At 61.5% G+C, this 14,367-nt stretch carries 14 protein-coding genes and 1 pseudogene; 5 read left to right on the forward strand and 10 right to left on the reverse strand.

Features of this window, described 5'->3' with window-relative positions; genetic code table 11:
* The 5 genes and pseudogenes from ACZ1HA_RS09995 to ACZ1HA_RS10015 form a co-directional block, all read right to left on the reverse strand.
* Positions 1 to 1,487, reverse strand: a pseudogene (locus tag ACZ1HA_RS09995) (AMP-binding protein).
* On the reverse strand, positions 1,484 to 2,887 hold the full coding sequence (gene sauS, locus ACZ1HA_RS10000; RefSeq protein WP_472713745.1) for an acylating sulfoacetaldehyde dehydrogenase: 1,404 nt from the start codon (positions 2,885 to 2,887) through the stop codon (positions 1,484 to 1,486). The pseudogene ACZ1HA_RS09995 and the gene sauS overlap by 4 nt, the downstream one beginning before the upstream one ends.
* Before the next feature lie 56 nt (positions 2,888 to 2,943).
* Positions 2,944 to 3,912 (reverse strand): tripartite tricarboxylate transporter substrate binding protein, encoded by a 969-nt coding sequence (locus tag ACZ1HA_RS10005; RefSeq protein ID WP_472713746.1) that lies wholly within the window; start codon positions 3,910 to 3,912, stop codon positions 2,944 to 2,946.
* A gap of 39 nt (positions 3,913 to 3,951) precedes the next feature.
* Positions 3,952 to 4,422: a tripartite tricarboxylate transporter TctB family protein gene (locus tag ACZ1HA_RS10010; protein WP_472713747.1), complete on the reverse strand. Its 471-nt coding sequence runs from the start codon at positions 4,420 to 4,422 to the stop codon at positions 3,952 to 3,954.
* Complete coding sequence (locus tag ACZ1HA_RS10015) at positions 4,419 to 5,930, reverse strand: tripartite tricarboxylate transporter permease (protein WP_472713748.1); 1,512 nt, start codon at positions 5,928 to 5,930, stop codon at positions 4,419 to 4,421. The genes ACZ1HA_RS10010 and ACZ1HA_RS10015 overlap by 4 nt, the downstream gene beginning before the upstream one ends.
* 97 nt (positions 5,931 to 6,027) lie before the next feature.
* Between ACZ1HA_RS10015 and ACZ1HA_RS10020 the strand changes: the two genes are divergently transcribed.
* Complete coding sequence (locus ACZ1HA_RS10020) at positions 6,028 to 7,056, forward strand: LacI family DNA-binding transcriptional regulator (protein ID WP_472713749.1); 1,029 nt, start codon at positions 6,028 to 6,030, stop codon at positions 7,054 to 7,056.
* A gap of 9 nt (positions 7,057 to 7,065) precedes the next feature.
* On the opposite strand, the gene ACZ1HA_RS10025 is transcribed toward ACZ1HA_RS10020, so the two are convergent.
* The 3 genes from ACZ1HA_RS10025 to ACZ1HA_RS10035 all read right to left on the reverse strand — a co-directional run bounded on the left by ACZ1HA_RS10025 (position 7,066) and on the right by ACZ1HA_RS10035 (position 9,856).
* Entirely contained in the window at positions 7,066 to 7,878 is an 813-nt protein-coding gene (locus ACZ1HA_RS10025; protein WP_472713750.1) for an isoprenylcysteine carboxylmethyltransferase family protein, read from the reverse strand.
* Between the two features lie 14 nt (positions 7,879 to 7,892).
* A complete protein-coding gene (locus tag ACZ1HA_RS10030) occupies positions 7,893 to 8,453 on the reverse strand; it encodes a response regulator transcription factor (protein ID WP_375230654.1) in 561 nt (186 codons plus the stop codon).
* 83 nt (positions 8,454 to 8,536) lie between these two features.
* Positions 8,537 to 9,856, reverse strand: a complete 1,320-nt coding sequence (locus ACZ1HA_RS10035) for an ABC1 kinase family protein (protein WP_472713751.1) — start codon at positions 9,854 to 9,856, stop codon at positions 8,537 to 8,539.
* Positions 9,857 to 10,005: 149 nt separating this feature from the next.
* Between ACZ1HA_RS10035 and ACZ1HA_RS10040 the strand changes: the two genes are divergently transcribed.
* The 3 genes from ACZ1HA_RS10040 to ACZ1HA_RS10050 are packed head-to-tail and all read left to right on the forward strand — an operon-like array spanning position 10,006 to position 13,000.
* Positions 10,006 to 11,091, forward strand: coding sequence for a pyridoxal-phosphate dependent enzyme (locus tag ACZ1HA_RS10040; protein ID WP_472715316.1), 1,086 nt, complete (start codon positions 10,006 to 10,008; stop codon positions 11,089 to 11,091).
* The gene (locus tag ACZ1HA_RS10045) at positions 11,084 to 12,247 is read left to right on the forward strand and encodes a M24 family metallopeptidase (protein ID WP_472713752.1); all 1,164 of its coding nucleotides are present in this window, start codon (positions 11,084 to 11,086) and stop codon (positions 12,245 to 12,247) included. Before ACZ1HA_RS10040 ends, ACZ1HA_RS10045 begins: the two co-directional genes overlap by 8 nt.
* A 3-nt stretch (positions 12,248 to 12,250) precedes the next feature.
* Complete coding sequence (locus ACZ1HA_RS10050; protein ID WP_472713753.1) at positions 12,251 to 13,000, forward strand: maleate cis-trans isomerase family protein; 750 nt, start codon at positions 12,251 to 12,253, stop codon at positions 12,998 to 13,000.
* Between the two features lie 14 nt (positions 13,001 to 13,014).
* Here the strand turns inward: ACZ1HA_RS10050 and gph are convergent, their stop codons facing one another.
* Together gph and ACZ1HA_RS10060 are read right to left on the reverse strand one after the other, a co-directional pair.
* Positions 13,015 to 13,659, reverse strand: a complete 645-nt coding sequence (gene gph, locus ACZ1HA_RS10055) for a phosphoglycolate phosphatase (protein ID WP_472713754.1) — start codon at positions 13,657 to 13,659, stop codon at positions 13,015 to 13,017.
* Between the two features lie 14 nt (positions 13,660 to 13,673).
* The gene (locus ACZ1HA_RS10060) at positions 13,674 to 13,961 is read right to left on the reverse strand and encodes a DUF2312 domain-containing protein (protein ID WP_375230648.1); all 288 of its coding nucleotides are present in this window, start codon (positions 13,959 to 13,961) and stop codon (positions 13,674 to 13,676) included.
* Positions 13,962 to 14,094: 133 nt separating this feature from the next.
* On the opposite strand from ACZ1HA_RS10060, the gene ACZ1HA_RS10065 reads away from it, so the two are divergent.
* A complete protein-coding gene (locus tag ACZ1HA_RS10065; RefSeq protein ID WP_472713755.1) occupies positions 14,095 to 14,337 on the forward strand; it encodes a hypothetical protein in 243 nt (80 codons plus the stop codon).
* Positions 14,338 to 14,367: the final 30 nt, after the last annotated feature.

The following is a 14,367-nucleotide window of genomic DNA, read 5'->3' on the forward strand; positions in this document are numbered from 1 at the left end:
TCAGATCAGATCTGCAAGCTTCAGCCGCTGTATCTTACCGGATGGTCCTTTGGGCAGCTCCGGCAGAAAGTGGATACGTTCAGGCGCTTTGAACCTGCCCAGTTTCTCTACGCAGATGCTGATCAGATCACCGTCGGACAGGCCCGAACCATCCCGGACACGCACGGCGGCTTCGACCCGCTCACCGTAAGTTTTGCAGGGCCGCGCAAAGGCCGCAGCCTCGATGACATCCCCATGCGAATAGAGCGCTTCATCAATTTCGCGCGGTGCGATGTTTTCCCCGCCCTTGATGATCAGTTCCTTAAGCCGGCCAGTCACAAAGAGATACCCGTCCGCATCCCGGCGTCCCAGATCGCCCGTGCGCAGCCAGTCACCATAAAAGGTGGCCGCCGTGGCATCAGGGTTTTTCAGATACTCGAGCATGACGTTCGGGCCACGCACCACGATTTCGCCCTCCTCGCCCGGCGCACATTCCGCCATCTGCGGGGTCAGCACCGTCACATCGTTTCCCCAGGCGATCCCAGGTGACCCGATCCGGCGCTCACCCGGTGGCAGCGGGTTCGACAGAATCTGTGCGGCAGTTTCGGTCAGGCCCATTGTCTCAACGACCGGCATCCCGAAACGATCTTCAAAGGCGGTCTGCACATCCGGCGCCAGCGCAGAAGAGGCAGACCGTGCAAACCGCACCCGCGCGCGGGTTTCTGCATCCGGCCCCGCATCACCATGCAGCAGGTGCGATATGATCGTCGGCACCACGGAGAACCAGGTGGCCTGCGTCCCGGACAGCTGATCCCAGAAACGGCTGGCCGAAAACTTCGGGCACATAGCGACCGAACCGCCTGAAAAGAGTGCCCCCATGAGAGACACGCAGAGCCCGTTGATATGGCAGATTGGCAGAACGCAGAACCCCCGGTCTTCCGGTTGCAGGTCATGCGCCACAGCTGCAGTCCACCCCCTGCGAGCAGACTGGATTGCGTGTGCACCACGCCTTTGGGTCGCCCTGTTGTGCCTGAGGTATACATCAGCAACGCATGATCCCCGGGCCTGATGTCGTGCAGATCGCCGGACTTCTGCGCCCCGGAAGGATGAAAGTGCTGCATGTCCGCAGGCCGCGTCGCTTCGAAAACATCCGCGACACTGTCATGCACCAGCGCCATCCGCGCCTCGCAGTGATCCAGCGCATAGGCGATTGCATCGTTGCCGGCGGCCAGGTTGATCATGGTCGCGCGGAACCCACCGTACACAGCACCGAAGAACGCCAGCACGCCTTCGCGACCGTTGGGCTGCAGGATGGCAACGCTCTCGCCCTTGCGCACCCCTGCCGCAGTCAGCCCCAGAGCGATGTTCCGCGCTGCAAAGGTAAGCTCAGTCCAGGTCAGATTTTCAGCACCATCGGTGAAGACAAATGCCATCCGGGCACCTGTCGCACGATGCTCCAGCCAGTCGCGCACCGTACCTTCGGGCGGGTTGTGCAGGTCCATATTCATCTGCCGGCCGCGTCCCAGTAGTCACCAAAGATTTCCTCAAGCTCCGGCTCTCTGGCGGGGATTTCCCGCACAATCTTGGTTGTCTGCATGAAGTGTTTCCAGTGCAGATTGTCATCAATCGAATTGCCGCCCCAGGACCCACAGCCCATGGACAGCGAAAAGGGCATACCATTGTTGAACGCACCGCCCGTCGCAAAGCAGTGGGCCTGATTGACGATCACGCGGCAGGTCGGCACCGCGCGTCCAAGAACAATCGCACGGTCATGCACGCCGGTGTGCAGGCCGACAGAATGGCCCGCACCCTGGTGCTCCAGAATGCGGCCCGCCAGTGCCACCGCATCTTCGAAGTGCCCGGCCCTGTAGAGCGCTGCGACACGCGAGAGTTTCTCGCCCGAGAGCGGATGATCCGGTCCGATCCCTGTCGTCTCAACCGCAATGTATTCTGTGCCTGCGGGGACTTGGTCCGCCAGACCAAGTGCGGCGAGCATAACGTCGGCATCCTGCGCAATGACGTCTCTGTTCAGATGCCCACCGGGCCACAGTGCTGCTTCCACCGCAGCCTCATCCCGCACGACCGCGCCGCCGGCACGGGCCATCGCGGCCAGAAAGTCATCATAGACTGCGTCCACAACGATCAGCGCATTCTCAGAAGAACATGAAGTGGCGTTGTCAAAGGTCTTGGAGGCGCGAATTTTCTCTGCAGCTGCATCAAGATCGCAGGTCTCGTCCACGATCACGGTCACGTTGCCTGCACCAACAGCCAGGGCTGGCGTGCCGGAGGTATAGGCGCGTTTCACATTGTTCTGCGATCCGGTCACGACAATCAGATCGGTGGTTTCCAGCAGCCTCTGGGTTTTTTCCTTGCTGCCCTTTCCCGGGACCATCTGCACCAGATCGGGGTCTTCGCCAATTTTACGGAACTCCCGATGTACGAAGTCGATCAGCTCTACACAGGCCGGCACACCTTTGGGCGACGGCGACAGCACAATCGAATTGCCGCATTTCAGCGCGTTGATGATGTTATTGGCAGGTGTCGCCGCAGGGTTGGTTGACGGCACAACCGCCCCGATCACGCCCATGGCGCGGGCAATCCGGGTGATCCCGGTTTCCGTGTCTTCGTCGATCACCCCCCATGTTTTCCGGCCCGCGATATCGCGCATCAGACCCAGTGTTTTGCGATGGTTTTTCAGAATTTTGTCAGGCACATTGCCAAGACCGGTCGTCTCTACCGCCAGTTCTGCCAGATGACGGTTACGGTCCGGTTCCACAATGGCCCAGGCCGCTGCCTGCGCGGCACGGTCATACCGTTCCTGCGAACCATTCGCCTCATAGGCGCGCTGCGCAGCCCTGGCACGGGCAACAACGGCGTCAGTTTCGGCAAGATCATCCTGGGCGTTCATGTCAGATTTCCTGTGTCACAGGCTCCACCCCGCGGACGGGGTGGAGCAGCACCGGGTCAGAGACCGGCAAGAAGTTCTTTGAGGGTGACCTCACGGGCAGCCCACATCTCGAGCACTTCGTCACGCTTCATGATGTGCATCGGCGATCCACCGGCCTTCATCTTGCCCGCAACCCGTTTGTTTTCGAACATCGCCGGCACGGTTTCCGCCAGCTTGTCGATCACGCCCTGCGGTGTCCCCTTGGGCACCATGATCCCGCGGAAGTTCACTGACGAGTTGTCCACGTCAAGACCGCCTTCCATCATGGTCGGCACATCCGGCAGGAACTCATTGCGTTCCAGATCAGCCACCGCAAGGATCTTCACATTTCCGGCCTCGCGCGCCCGGAATGCATCGCTCAGGTTGTTGATCCCGGCCATAACCTCACCGGCGATGACAGCTTTCATCGCGGCGGCTCCGCCACCTTTGGTGGGGATATAGGCCATCTTGAAACCGCCCGCCTTCTCCATCTGCAGCGCAGCAATGTGGTGACCCACAAAAAGACCTGCGCCGGATGTAGTCAGCTTGCCGGGATTGGCAGACGCGAAATCAACGACATCCTGCAGCGTGTTGAACTCGCTTTCTGCGCCAACCACCAGGACCGCCGGATCGGCACCCCAGTTTGCAATCGGCTCAAAGCTGTCAGCCGAATATTCAACACCACCTTTGATCGACTGTGCGATGAAATGCGGGATGTTGTAGGCCCCCAGCGTATACCCGTCCGATTCCGCCTGAGATGCCAGCCAGTTCCAGCCGACACGGCCCCCGGCCCCGGGTTTATTCAGAATGGCAATCGGCATGCCCAGTGCATCCTCGTTGCCCGCCGTCATCGTCACGATGCGTGCCTGAAAATCAGTGGCGCCTCCGGCACCATAGCTGACCATCATCATGATCGGACGCTCAGGATAGTTGGCGTGACCGTCTGCAACCGCTGTGGTCGCCAGGCCCGCAAGGGCGATCGCCGCCCCGGCCAGTAGTTTCTTCATGTTTATTCCTCCCATCAGAATTCTGCCGCTTTGCGCGGTTCAGAAAAGGATCTCACGCGGTGTGTACACCTTGAGCAACACCGCGAAGAGACCGTACATAACGGCCATAAAACAGGCCGTGATGATCACACGCTGGACCCACGATCTGACCTGCCCGTGCGGGGCGGGATCGTAGAGGCTCAGCAAAACGAAAAAGGCGAGCGTAGTGGCTGTGTAGAAACCCAGCGCTTTTGCCGCCCAGAAGATATAGATCAGCGCAATCACAAGCCCCGGGGCCAGGCTGGTCAGCTGCCGCGCGGAAATTCCGTTGCCCACTTTGGTCCAGCCCAGACAGGCTTTGAAAAACGTCCACAGTGCGAGCACGACAAAGACTGTCGAGATCAGACGCGGGAACAGGAACGCTTCAGAAGGTTGCTGCGTATAGCTGACCCAGGTGACCCAGATCCCGACAGCGGCCACAACCCCTGAACCGACGATGTGCTGGACGCGTGGCAGGCTCATATCACTCATGCGATGATCTCCTCTTTCGAGGTGTAACGGCGGCTGCGCAGCTCCATCCATGCCGAGTAGAACACCGACGCAATCACAACAACGATCAGGAACAGATTAAGTGACCCGCCAAAAAAGTATGGCATCATGCCGTCGGTCGCATTTGCGATCATGCTGCCCTGGATAAAGTTCGCCTCAGCGATCGGTCCGAGAATGAGGCCCAGCACCAGCGGTGCCGCCGAAAAACCGAAACGTTCCAGGAAATACATCATCACGCCTAGCCAGGCCATGACATAGACATCCCCCATGCTGGACTGCACGGAATAGCTTCCAAAGACTGCAAGGCCCAGAACCACCGCGGCCATCACACTCTGCGGCACCTGCGCGACCTTTGCTGCCATGCCGGCCACATAGAGGCCGAAGATGCACATCAGAACCTGACCGATCAGCATCGAATTGATGAAGGTCCATGCAACATCCGGGTGATTGTCAAAAAGATCGGTGCCCGGGAAAATGCCGTGGATCAGCAGCCCGCCGAGCAGTACGGCCGCCGTGGGTGAGCCCGGAATGGACAGCGTCAGCAGTGGCACCAGCGACGGGCCAACCATGGCGTTGTTCGCGGATTCCGCCGCAACCAGGCCTTCAGGATGTCCCGTGCCGAATTTCTCACGATCCGGGCTGAACTTTTTGGACTGATCATAGGCCACCAGCCCCGCAATCTGTCCGCCCACGCCGGGGATCAGACCGATCACAGAGCCGGTGAGCGTGCCAATGCCCATCGCGCGGCGGGTGCGCGCCAGTTCCGAGACGGCTGCGCCGATCGGGTGTTTGTGCACCTTAATGACTTCCGCGTCATCGCGACGGCGTCCACGGGCAAACATCGTGATGACCTGCGGGATGGCAAACAGGCCGATCAGCGCGGCGATGATGTTGATGCCGCCTCCGAGTGCGGGATGGAAAATGAACCGTTGCGCGCCCATGATGTCGTCAAAGCCTATGGTGGCAAGCCACAGACCAATGCACCCCGACAGCAGCCCTTTGACCACCGAGCGCGAGTCGAGCGATCCGATTACGGTCACGCCGAGGATGGCCAGCCAGAACAGGTGGCTGGGCCCAAAGGCAAGCGCCCAGCGCGCCAGCACAGGTGTCAGGAAAATCAGAAGAAGCACGCCGAAAATGCCGCCAACAGCGGACGACAGGAAGGACAGCTGAAGCGCGCGCGCTCCCTCGCCTTTCTGCGCCATCGTATGGCCGTCGAGCGTCGTGGCGATATTGGCCGGTGCGCCGGGTATTTTCAGCAGAATGGCAGACACTGCGCCGCCAGCCACCGTCGACGTATAGGCAGCGCCCAGCAGAATAAGCCCCTGAGCGGCTTCCAGCTGGAACGTAAAAGGAATGAGAAGCGCCACCGCCATCGTCGGCGAGAGCCCGGGCGTCGCCCCAAGGATCAGTCCACCGATCGTTCCGAGCAGCAGCAGACCGAAATTCACCGGCGTGAATACGTCACCGAAATAGAAGATGAATTCCACAGTTTCTCCCCGGGGCCTCTGGCTCTTGACTTAAAACCGTAAGCAATGAAAATAGTTTTGCAAATGTTTTCATTATTTCTTTGAAAAGGCCTGTCAGGTGTCTGATAAAAATAAGAAAAAGGTGGATATTTTCGCTGTAGCGAAGCGGTCAGGCGTCTCTATTTCGACGGTTTCCCGCAGCCTGAATCACCCCGGTCAGGTCAAACCCGCAACCCGTAAGAAGATCGACCGCGCTATCCGGGATCTTGGCTATATCCGCAACCGGGCAGCGCAGACGATGCATGGTATCCGCAGCGGAACGATCGGTCTTGTGGTGCCGACCATTGACCACACAATCTTTGCAGAACTGATCCATGCCTTTTCGCAGTCCGTTGAGGAACAGGGCTTTCTGATCCTCGTGGCCAGTCACGGATACGACCTGGAAAAGGAATATGCCGTTGTACGCAAATTCCTTGAACACCGTGTGGACGGCGTGGCGCTGATCGGACAGGATCACTCTGAGGAGACCTATCAGCTTCTGGAAAGCAACGGCACACCCGCGATCTCCATGTGGAACCACGATCCGGCTTCGCGCCTGTCCTGTGTCGGCTCAGACAATGCCCTGGCCGGACAGCTGGCCGCGCAGTGCCTGCTGGACCACGGGCACCACAATATTGGCCTGTTATTCCCGCCGCGGCAGGAAAATGACCGTGCACGGGGCCGGTTTGAGGGCGCGATGCGTACCCTGGAAGCTGCCGGCATCCGGCCGGAAGCAGATATGTCCGCCCAGGCGCTCTACAGCCTGCGGGAGGCAAAGGACGCGGTCACCGGTCTGTTGCGCAGGCCAGACAGGCCCACTGCCCTGCTGTGTGGGAATGACGTGCTTGCTGCGGGAGCCCTTTACCGGGCGACAGAGCTGGGCCTGAAAGTACCTGAGGATCTGTCGATCATCGGAATAGGTGATTTTCGCGGGTCAGAGGAAATGACTCCAGCGCTCACAACGGTCCGGCTGCCGGCCCGCGAAATCGGCCACCTTGCCGGCCAGCAGCTTGCCGCCATCATTGGCGGGCATACGGCGCAGACAATCCGGATCGACTGCGCCATCCGTCTGAATGTCCGGCAGACGTGCCGGCGCATCGGTGAGTGAGCGCGCGCGTCAGCTGCGCATGCCTTTCCCGCGCTTCAGCCGGGGCAATATATATGGCACCTGCTCGCGGTAATTGTCGAAGCGTTCGCCATACCGGCGCCTGAACCGTGCTTCTTTCAAACGCGGAGCGGCGACACAGTAGGTTGTCAGAACAAGGGCCAGTACAAGCTGGTCAGGCGTCCAGACCGGCACGGTCCATAATGTCATGGCAAAAGACAGGTAAATCGGTTGCCTGACGACACGGAAAAGGCCGGTCACCGGCATGTCGGGATAGACCGGCGTGCGGTTCTGCACGACTGACATCCAGCCCAGCGCACCGGACTGTACTTCTGCGCCTGCATCGTAACTGGCGCGGATCAGCAGCCCCCATGAAAGCGCATAGAGCACCGTTATGCCCCAGAAAACCGGGCCTTCCGCCTGCCACCAGACTACCCCGCTGGGCGACCAGAGCAGGAACAGCGCTGCGAGCTGTGCCGCGGCAATCACCGCAAAAGTCGTGCTCGACATCGCGCGGCCATGCCTTCCGGGCCAGAACGCGCCGAGCAGTTTTGATCCGGCGGGCGACAACAGTGCGGAGTGTACAACAGGGAACTGCATAATGAGCAGGAGGTTCGCCACCACGGCCTGCCAGCCGGTCAGGCGCCCCTGTCCCAGGGTCATGCCTGAGTACATCACGGCAATCATGGCCAGGACGGCCACTGCAAAGAACACATGGCACACAAGCCCCATAAGGGCCGCGGGAAGGATCCGCCCCAGCCCGGGCGGCGTGCTGCGCAGTCCCGCGACCAGATCCACCAGTCGCCGCCACGGCGGTTGCGTCATCCCGTCAGGTCCGGTCACGCCGAGATATCTTCACCTTCCTGATGTCGTTTCAGAATGCGCTGCAGGGTTCTGCGGTGCATGTTCAGCAACCGCGCTGCCCGCGATACGTTACGCCCGGCTGAGTCGAAAACTGTCTCGATATGCGCAATGCGCGCTTCATCCGGGGTCATCGGGGCTTCGGGTGGTGCGGGTTGCGCGTTTCGTGGTGCTTTGAGCGCGGCCACGATTTCATCGGCGCCTTCGGGCTTGGAAAGGTAATCCACCGCGCCTGCCTTGATCGCCGCCACTACTGTGGGCGTATTGCCGTAACCGGTCAGAACAACGGCGCGCGCAGACGGCCAGCGCTGACGCAGCAACGCGACTATCTCCAGCCCGTTCCCATCTTCGAGCCGCAGATCAATCACCGCATAATCCACCCTGCCCTGTGCGATGATCTCACGCGCCTCAGCCACACTGCCCGCGCAGAGCGTGCCGAACCCCCGGCGCACCATCGCCTTGTCGAGCCGCTCACGAAAGGCCAGATCATCGTCCAGGATCAGAATGGTTTCGCCGGATCCGTTGCCTGGTTTCTGCATAGCTGTCTCCTTTTTCGAAAGAATACGCAGGAGCAGGCCGGCAGGATCAGTGTCGCGGCATTCTGACGCGACCCGCATGCTGTTCAGGCCGCATCCAGCACCGCATCAAGATCCACACGCGCCCTCAGACGCGTGGCCAGCAGGAACATTCCGCCGATCTTGCGCTGCAGAAAGAGCGCATCCGCCGGCGGCACGACCCAGTAGTCGCCCTGTGCTGCAAACTCCATGCCTGCGGCCCGCAGGCGCTGCGCCAGATCGCTGGCAGCGAAGTCGAAAACACCACCCGCGCGGAGCGGCTCCATGGCCATGTCGAACATCTTCCAGATCGCATCTGCATGCGCGTCCTTTGTGTCCGCAGCAAGAAATCCGATGGACCCCAGCTGCTCCAATGCACCTTTTCGGTTCCCTTCCAGGCCTGCGCGCAGCAACTCTCTGTAGCCCGCCACCAGATCAGCCGGGATCTCCCGGCTCGCTCCGAAATCCAGCAGGACAACCTTCTGGTTTTCGGCATCCCACGCATAGTTGGCAAAATTAGGATCGGTCTGCATCAGACCAAAACCGAATATCTCGCGCATCATCAGACGTATCAGAACGCTCACTGCGTGATCACGCACCTCCTGAGGCTGGTCGGTCAGCTGATCCACCGGCACACCCGGCGCAAATCCCATGCAGAGCACTTCTCCGGTGGTCAGGTCGCTGTGGAATGGCGGCACTGCCAGATCATCATCACGGTCCAGCAGGTCCCCAAAGCGCGCCAGCATACGGCCCTCACGCTCATAATCGGCCTCTTCATGCAGTTGCCGGCAGGCCTCCTTCAGCAGTGGGTCGAGGTCCAGCTCCGAAGGCACCAGCCCCGACATCCGCAGCAGCAGCGCCACGTTGGCCACATCACTGTCGATGCTGCGCCTGACCCCGGGGTATTGCACTTTCACAGCCACGTCCCGGCCGTCGCGCGTCGTCGCGCGGTGGACCTGGCCGATGGAGGCCGCCGCAATGGGACGCACGTCAAACCGCCGGAACCGGCGGGTGAAATCCGGCCCCCAGTTCCGGGACAGAACCGACTTCAGTTGTTTCGGCGGCATGAAATGGGCGTCATTGCGCAGCCGACCCAGAATATCCGCAAGCTCCTGCGGCAGAAAATCACCGCCTTCCATGGACAGCAGCTGGCCCATCTTCATCGCGGCACCCCGCATATGTGCCAGCTGGCGGGTGACCCGCACCAGGTTTGCAGGTGTGAGCAGCAATTCCTCCATACGTGGACGGCCACCGCCCAGCCATTCCCGGCCTCCGTTCACCGCGAAATTTCCCGCAACACCCAGCGCCATGCCACCAAGGCGCGACATCCGCGCCAGACGCGTGCCCGGCACAGGAATGCCTTTTGGTATGTGTCTGAATTCCGACAAATCAGCCTCTCCTGCTGTTCGTGCTGCAACCTAGGCCGCGGCCTGTGAAATCCAATGCGGCACCGGCACGCGCAGAAGGTTTGCGAAAACTGTAGCTTTTTATGCGTTCTGCGGTGACAGTGATCCGGGGAGCTGCATTCCTCGAGCAGATGCGGCCAGAAAGCAGGGGGTCCAGCGTGGTCAGATCGCTATCCAATCCGTTCCGCGGCACAGGGCTGCCTGCGCCGCTCAGCGATCCGAGGGAGTTTCCGTCGACGGATCACAACGCGGTCGCTGCCCTGCTGGCGCTGTGTCCGAAACATGCGCCGACGCCGCTCGCCATTGCGCCGTCTGTGGCCGACGCCGCGGGTGTCGGATCGGTTCTGATCAAGGATGAACGTGGTCGCATGGGCCTCGGCAGCTTTAAGGCGCTCGGCGCTGCCTATGCGATTGCAGCAGATGCGCAGCGTCTGCGCACCGGCGACTGGGACGATGCGCTCGCCGGCCGGGTCTATGTGACGGCCAGTGCGGGCAACCACGGTTTGTCCGTTGCGGCAGGAGCACGCATTTTTGGAGCTCTCGCGGTGATCTATCTTGCTGACACTGTGCCCGAAGCCTTTGCCGGGCGTCTCAGAGCGACCGGCGCGCGTGTCGTTCGCGCGGGAAGCACCTATGAGGAAAGCATGCAGGCTGCCGAAGACGCCGCCGCTGAAAACGGCTGGCAACTTCTCTCGGACAGTTCCTGGGCCGGTTACACCACCTGGCCCACTGCGGTGATGGAGGGGTATCTCCAGATGGCCGCAGAGATCACGGACGAAATGGCCGCGGCCCCGGATGTTATTCTGCTGCAGGCTGGTGTCGGTGGTCTGGCCGCATCTCTGGCGGCGCATTTCCGCGCCGTCTGGGGCGACAGCCCTGTCCTAATTGTTGTTGAACCTGAAGCCGCCCCTGCCCTGGCAGAAAGCGTGCGTGCGGGAGAGTTGCTCGATACCGAGGGACCGGTCTCGTCGATGGGGCGGCTGGACTGCAAGACCCCGTCGCTCGTGGCACTCGAAGGGCTGGCGCGGGATGCAGACCATTTTGTTACGATCACCGAGGATGAGGCCCGAGACGGCATACAAGCGCTCGCAGACCATGGCTTTGAAACGACGCCCTCAGGCGGTGCAGGGCTCGCAGCCCTGCTGTCCGGTGTGCCCGGGTGCAATGGAAGTTCGACCGTTCTGGCCATCCTGAGCGAAGGCCCGGAAGATGGCTGAAACAGCCGCGCGCTTCCCTGACAGCGAGTTTCGCACGCGGGTCGAAGCCCTGCAGACAAGGTTGCGGGCGGCCGACACGGATGCGCTGCTGCTCACGGGTGCGGCGGATATTTTCTACGTGACCGGATTTCTGACCCGTTTCTGGGAAAGCCCCGCACGGCCCTGGTTTGTTGTTGTCCCGGCACGGGGCGCGCCCATTGCCGTGATCCCTTCGATCGGGCTGGATCTGATGTCACAGACCTGGCTGCGTGATATCAGGACCTGGGACGCGCCAACGCCGGGCGATGACGGCGTCTCGCTTCTGGCCGAGACGCTTCGTTCTGTGATCCCGGAAAGTGGCCGCCTTGGCGTGCCGATGGGCGCTGAGACCGCCCTGCGCATGCCGATGGCAGATTTTCAGCATGTGATCGCGCAGCTCACACCACGCCGGATCGTGGACGCGACAGACGTGATCCAGCGGGTGCGCGAGATCAAATCAGACGCGGAGGTGGAGCGCATCCGCGCCGCCTGTCGGGTCGCCGACGCGGCCTTTGCACAGATCGGCGACATTGCCGGCTGCGGCATTCCTCTGGACCAGATTTTCAGCGATTTTCAGATCGCCCTGCTGGCGGCAGGTGCGGACTGGGTCAGCTATGTTGCCGGGGGTGCGGGGCGCGGTGGCTATCGCGATGTCATCTCTCCGGCGCCGCACCGGCCGCTTGTGCGCGGTGACGTACTGATGCTCGACACCGGCGCGGTAAAGGGCGGCTATTTCTGCGACTTCGACCGGAATTTTGCGATCCGGGAAGCCGGGGATGAGGCCCGCCGTACCTATGACGCGCTTTATGCGGCGACCGAAACAGTGCTGCAGGACCTGCGACCCGGCATGACGGCCGCGGACGCGCACCGGATGCTGACCGGATCGCTGGAAAAGTCAGGCGTTCAGCCCGGCGGCGGACGGTTGGGGCATGGTCTGGGGGTCACGCTGACGGAGTGGCCGTCTTTCATTCCCGCCGATCATACCGAACTGCGCGAGGGGATGGTCCTGACCGTAGAACCCGGCGCGGTCATCGCCCCGGGGCGGATGATGGTGCATGAGGAAAACATCGTACTGCGCGCCAGCGGCCCGGAACTGCTCAACCGCAGGGCCGCTGCCGAACTGCCGGTTTTGGGGTAAGGTATGGAGAACTTTCCCTACCGCCTCAGTGAGCCGGCCGGACGCCGCGCAACGCTCGGGCTGATCGTCCTGAAAACCGATGAAACGATTGAGGAAGACTTCCGGCAGGTTTTCCGACCACCCGAAACCGCTCTGTACGTCACGCGCATTCCAAGCGGCGCGGATGTGACGCCCGAGACGCTGCTGTCCATGCGCGAGGCGCTGCCTGCCGCAGCAAGCCTGCTCCCGGACGCCGCCGAATTTGACGTTATCGGCTATTGCTGCACCTCTGGTGCCACGCTGATCGGCCCCGAAACCGTCGCCGCGCAGGTGTCGGCCAACGCCCGTACGCCACAGGTTACCGATCCGCTCACCGCCGCGCTGGCCGCCTTCCGGGCCGTCGGCGCGTCATCCGTTTCGGTTGTTTCCCCTTATGTGGCGTCTGTTGCGGACAGGATCAAAGAGGCTTTTGAACAAAACGGGCTGCGCGTTCCGGCAACGCTGTCTTTTGGCGAAGAAGTTGAAGAACGGGTCGCCCGGATTGACCCGGCATCTATCCACGCTGCGGCGCTGGAAACTGCGTCCCGGGCACCCTCCGATGCCGTTTTTCTGTCCTGCACCAACCTGCGGACGTTCAGCATTATTGATGATCTCGAAGACCGGCTGGGCCTGCCGGTTCTCAGCAGCAATCAGGTGCTCGCGTGGCATATGAGCCGCAGCGCTGGCGGCGCCCCGCTCCACGACGCGCCCGGGCGGCTGTTCCGGCAAACCTGACCCGGTGAACCGGTTCAGAGACCGTGATCCCGCCAGCTGTCGAAACGCTGATCATCAGACAATGGCGGCAACTCTGAATTGAGATATCCGCCGGTAAAGAAACGGAACGGAACACCGGCCCTCAGGGCAGTTTCGCAATCCACTGCGCTGTCGCCCACATAAACTGTGTCCGCCGGCGTCGCGCCCAGTTCCGCAATGCACGACAGCAGCGGTTCGGGATCGGGTTTGTGCGCAACACCCTGCCGTGCGCCCACGATCACACTGAGATACGGGCTGAGCCCCAGAACATCGCAGATGTGCCTCGCGGGGTCTTCGGGCTTGTTTGTACAGAGCCCCATGGGCACGCCACGGTCCTTCAGCGCCTGCAGGCAGGCCATGACACCAGGGTAAGGTTCCGTAAGCCGCGTCATGTCAGCGTTGTAGCTTTCCATAAACCGGTCCAGCGCCGCGGTGTGCAGCTCCGGTGTCACCCCTCCGGTGGCAATCAGTGCGCGCTCCACCAGTTTGCTGACACCATTTCCGATAAAACTGATGACCTGGTCGAGCGTTACGGCAGCCCGCCCGTGGTCACGGAGCGCTGCATTGACGGCGGCATGCAGATCCGGCGCGCTGTGTACCAGCGTCCCGTCCAGATCGAAAACGACAGCCCTATGCGGCACAGCGCCAGCCGCCGTCACGTCATGCCCAACGCTTCCTTGTACATTTCCAGAACAGCTTCTTCTTCGGCGATGTCGTCCGCGTCACGCTTGCGCAGCGCAATCACCTTGCGCAGCACCTTGGTGTCGTAGCCGCGTGCCTTGGCCTCGGCCATCACTTCTTTCTGCTGCTCAGCGATGTCTTTTTTCTCAGCGTCCAGTCGCTCGATCCGCTCAACAAACTGCCTCAGTTCGCCGGAAGACGCACGATACGAGGCATCTGCCTGTGTCTCGGGGGCGGAAGGGTCGGTTGCGGTATCGCTCATGCTGCGCTCCTGGTGAATAAATGTCCGCAGCCTGCCTACTCCCCTGCCCCCGGTGCTGCAAGCAGGTTTGCCATGCTTCCCCCCACCAGGATGCGGCCTTGCCAAGCCGGGCACTTTTCAGTAGCCCCTGCGCATGAACACAGGCGACGACACAACCATTTTTGACGTGATTATCTGGACGGGTGCCGGCGTGTCACTACTGGGCCTTGCCGGTCTCATATGGTGCATCGTCTACGTTGCCCGTGCCCGCCGCGCGCGGCTTGCGGACGAAGAGATGCGGACCGTCCTGCGCCGGGCCCTGCCCCTGAACCTTGGCGCCCTGTTTCTGTCCGTGATCGGGCTTGTGCTTGTCATTATCGGTATCTTTCTGGGCTGATACGGCGCTTGCGCTCTGACAGGCATCGGA

It is taken from the genome of Roseobacter sp. S87, from assembly GCF_055693285.1.

Excerpts from the sequence above, each read along its gene's own strand:
- sauS (WP_472713745.1), bottom strand. The coding sequence starts at position 2,887 with ATGAACGCCCAGGATGATCTTGCCGAAACTGACGCCGTTGTTGCCCGT.
- ACZ1HA_RS10005 (WP_472713746.1), bottom strand. The coding sequence starts at position 3,912 with ATGAAGAAACTACTGGCCGGGGCGGCGATCGCCCTTGCGGGCCTGGCG.
- ACZ1HA_RS10010 (WP_472713747.1), bottom strand. The coding sequence starts at position 4,422 with ATGAGTGATATGAGCCTGCCACGCGTCCAGCACATCGTCGGTTCAGGG.
- ACZ1HA_RS10025 (WP_472713750.1), bottom strand. The coding sequence starts at position 7,878 with ATGACGCAACCGCCGTGGCGGCGACTGGTGGATCTGGTCGCGGGACTG.
- ACZ1HA_RS10030 (WP_375230654.1), bottom strand. The coding sequence starts at position 8,453 with ATGCAGAAACCAGGCAACGGATCCGGCGAAACCATTCTGATCCTGGAC.
- ACZ1HA_RS10040 (WP_472715316.1), top strand. The coding sequence starts at position 10,006 with ATGCGGCCAGAAAGCAGGGGGTCCAGCGTGGTCAGATCGCTATCCAAT.
- ACZ1HA_RS10045 (WP_472713752.1), top strand. The coding sequence starts at position 11,084 with ATGGCTGAAACAGCCGCGCGCTTCCCTGACAGCGAGTTTCGCACGCGG.
- ACZ1HA_RS10050 (WP_472713753.1), top strand. The coding sequence starts at position 12,251 with ATGGAGAACTTTCCCTACCGCCTCAGTGAGCCGGCCGGACGCCGCGCA.
- ACZ1HA_RS10060 (WP_375230648.1), bottom strand. The coding sequence starts at position 13,961 with ATGAGCGATACCGCAACCGACCCTTCCGCCCCCGAGACACAGGCAGAT.
- ACZ1HA_RS10065 (WP_472713755.1), top strand. The coding sequence starts at position 14,095 with ATGAACACAGGCGACGACACAACCATTTTTGACGTGATTATCTGGACG.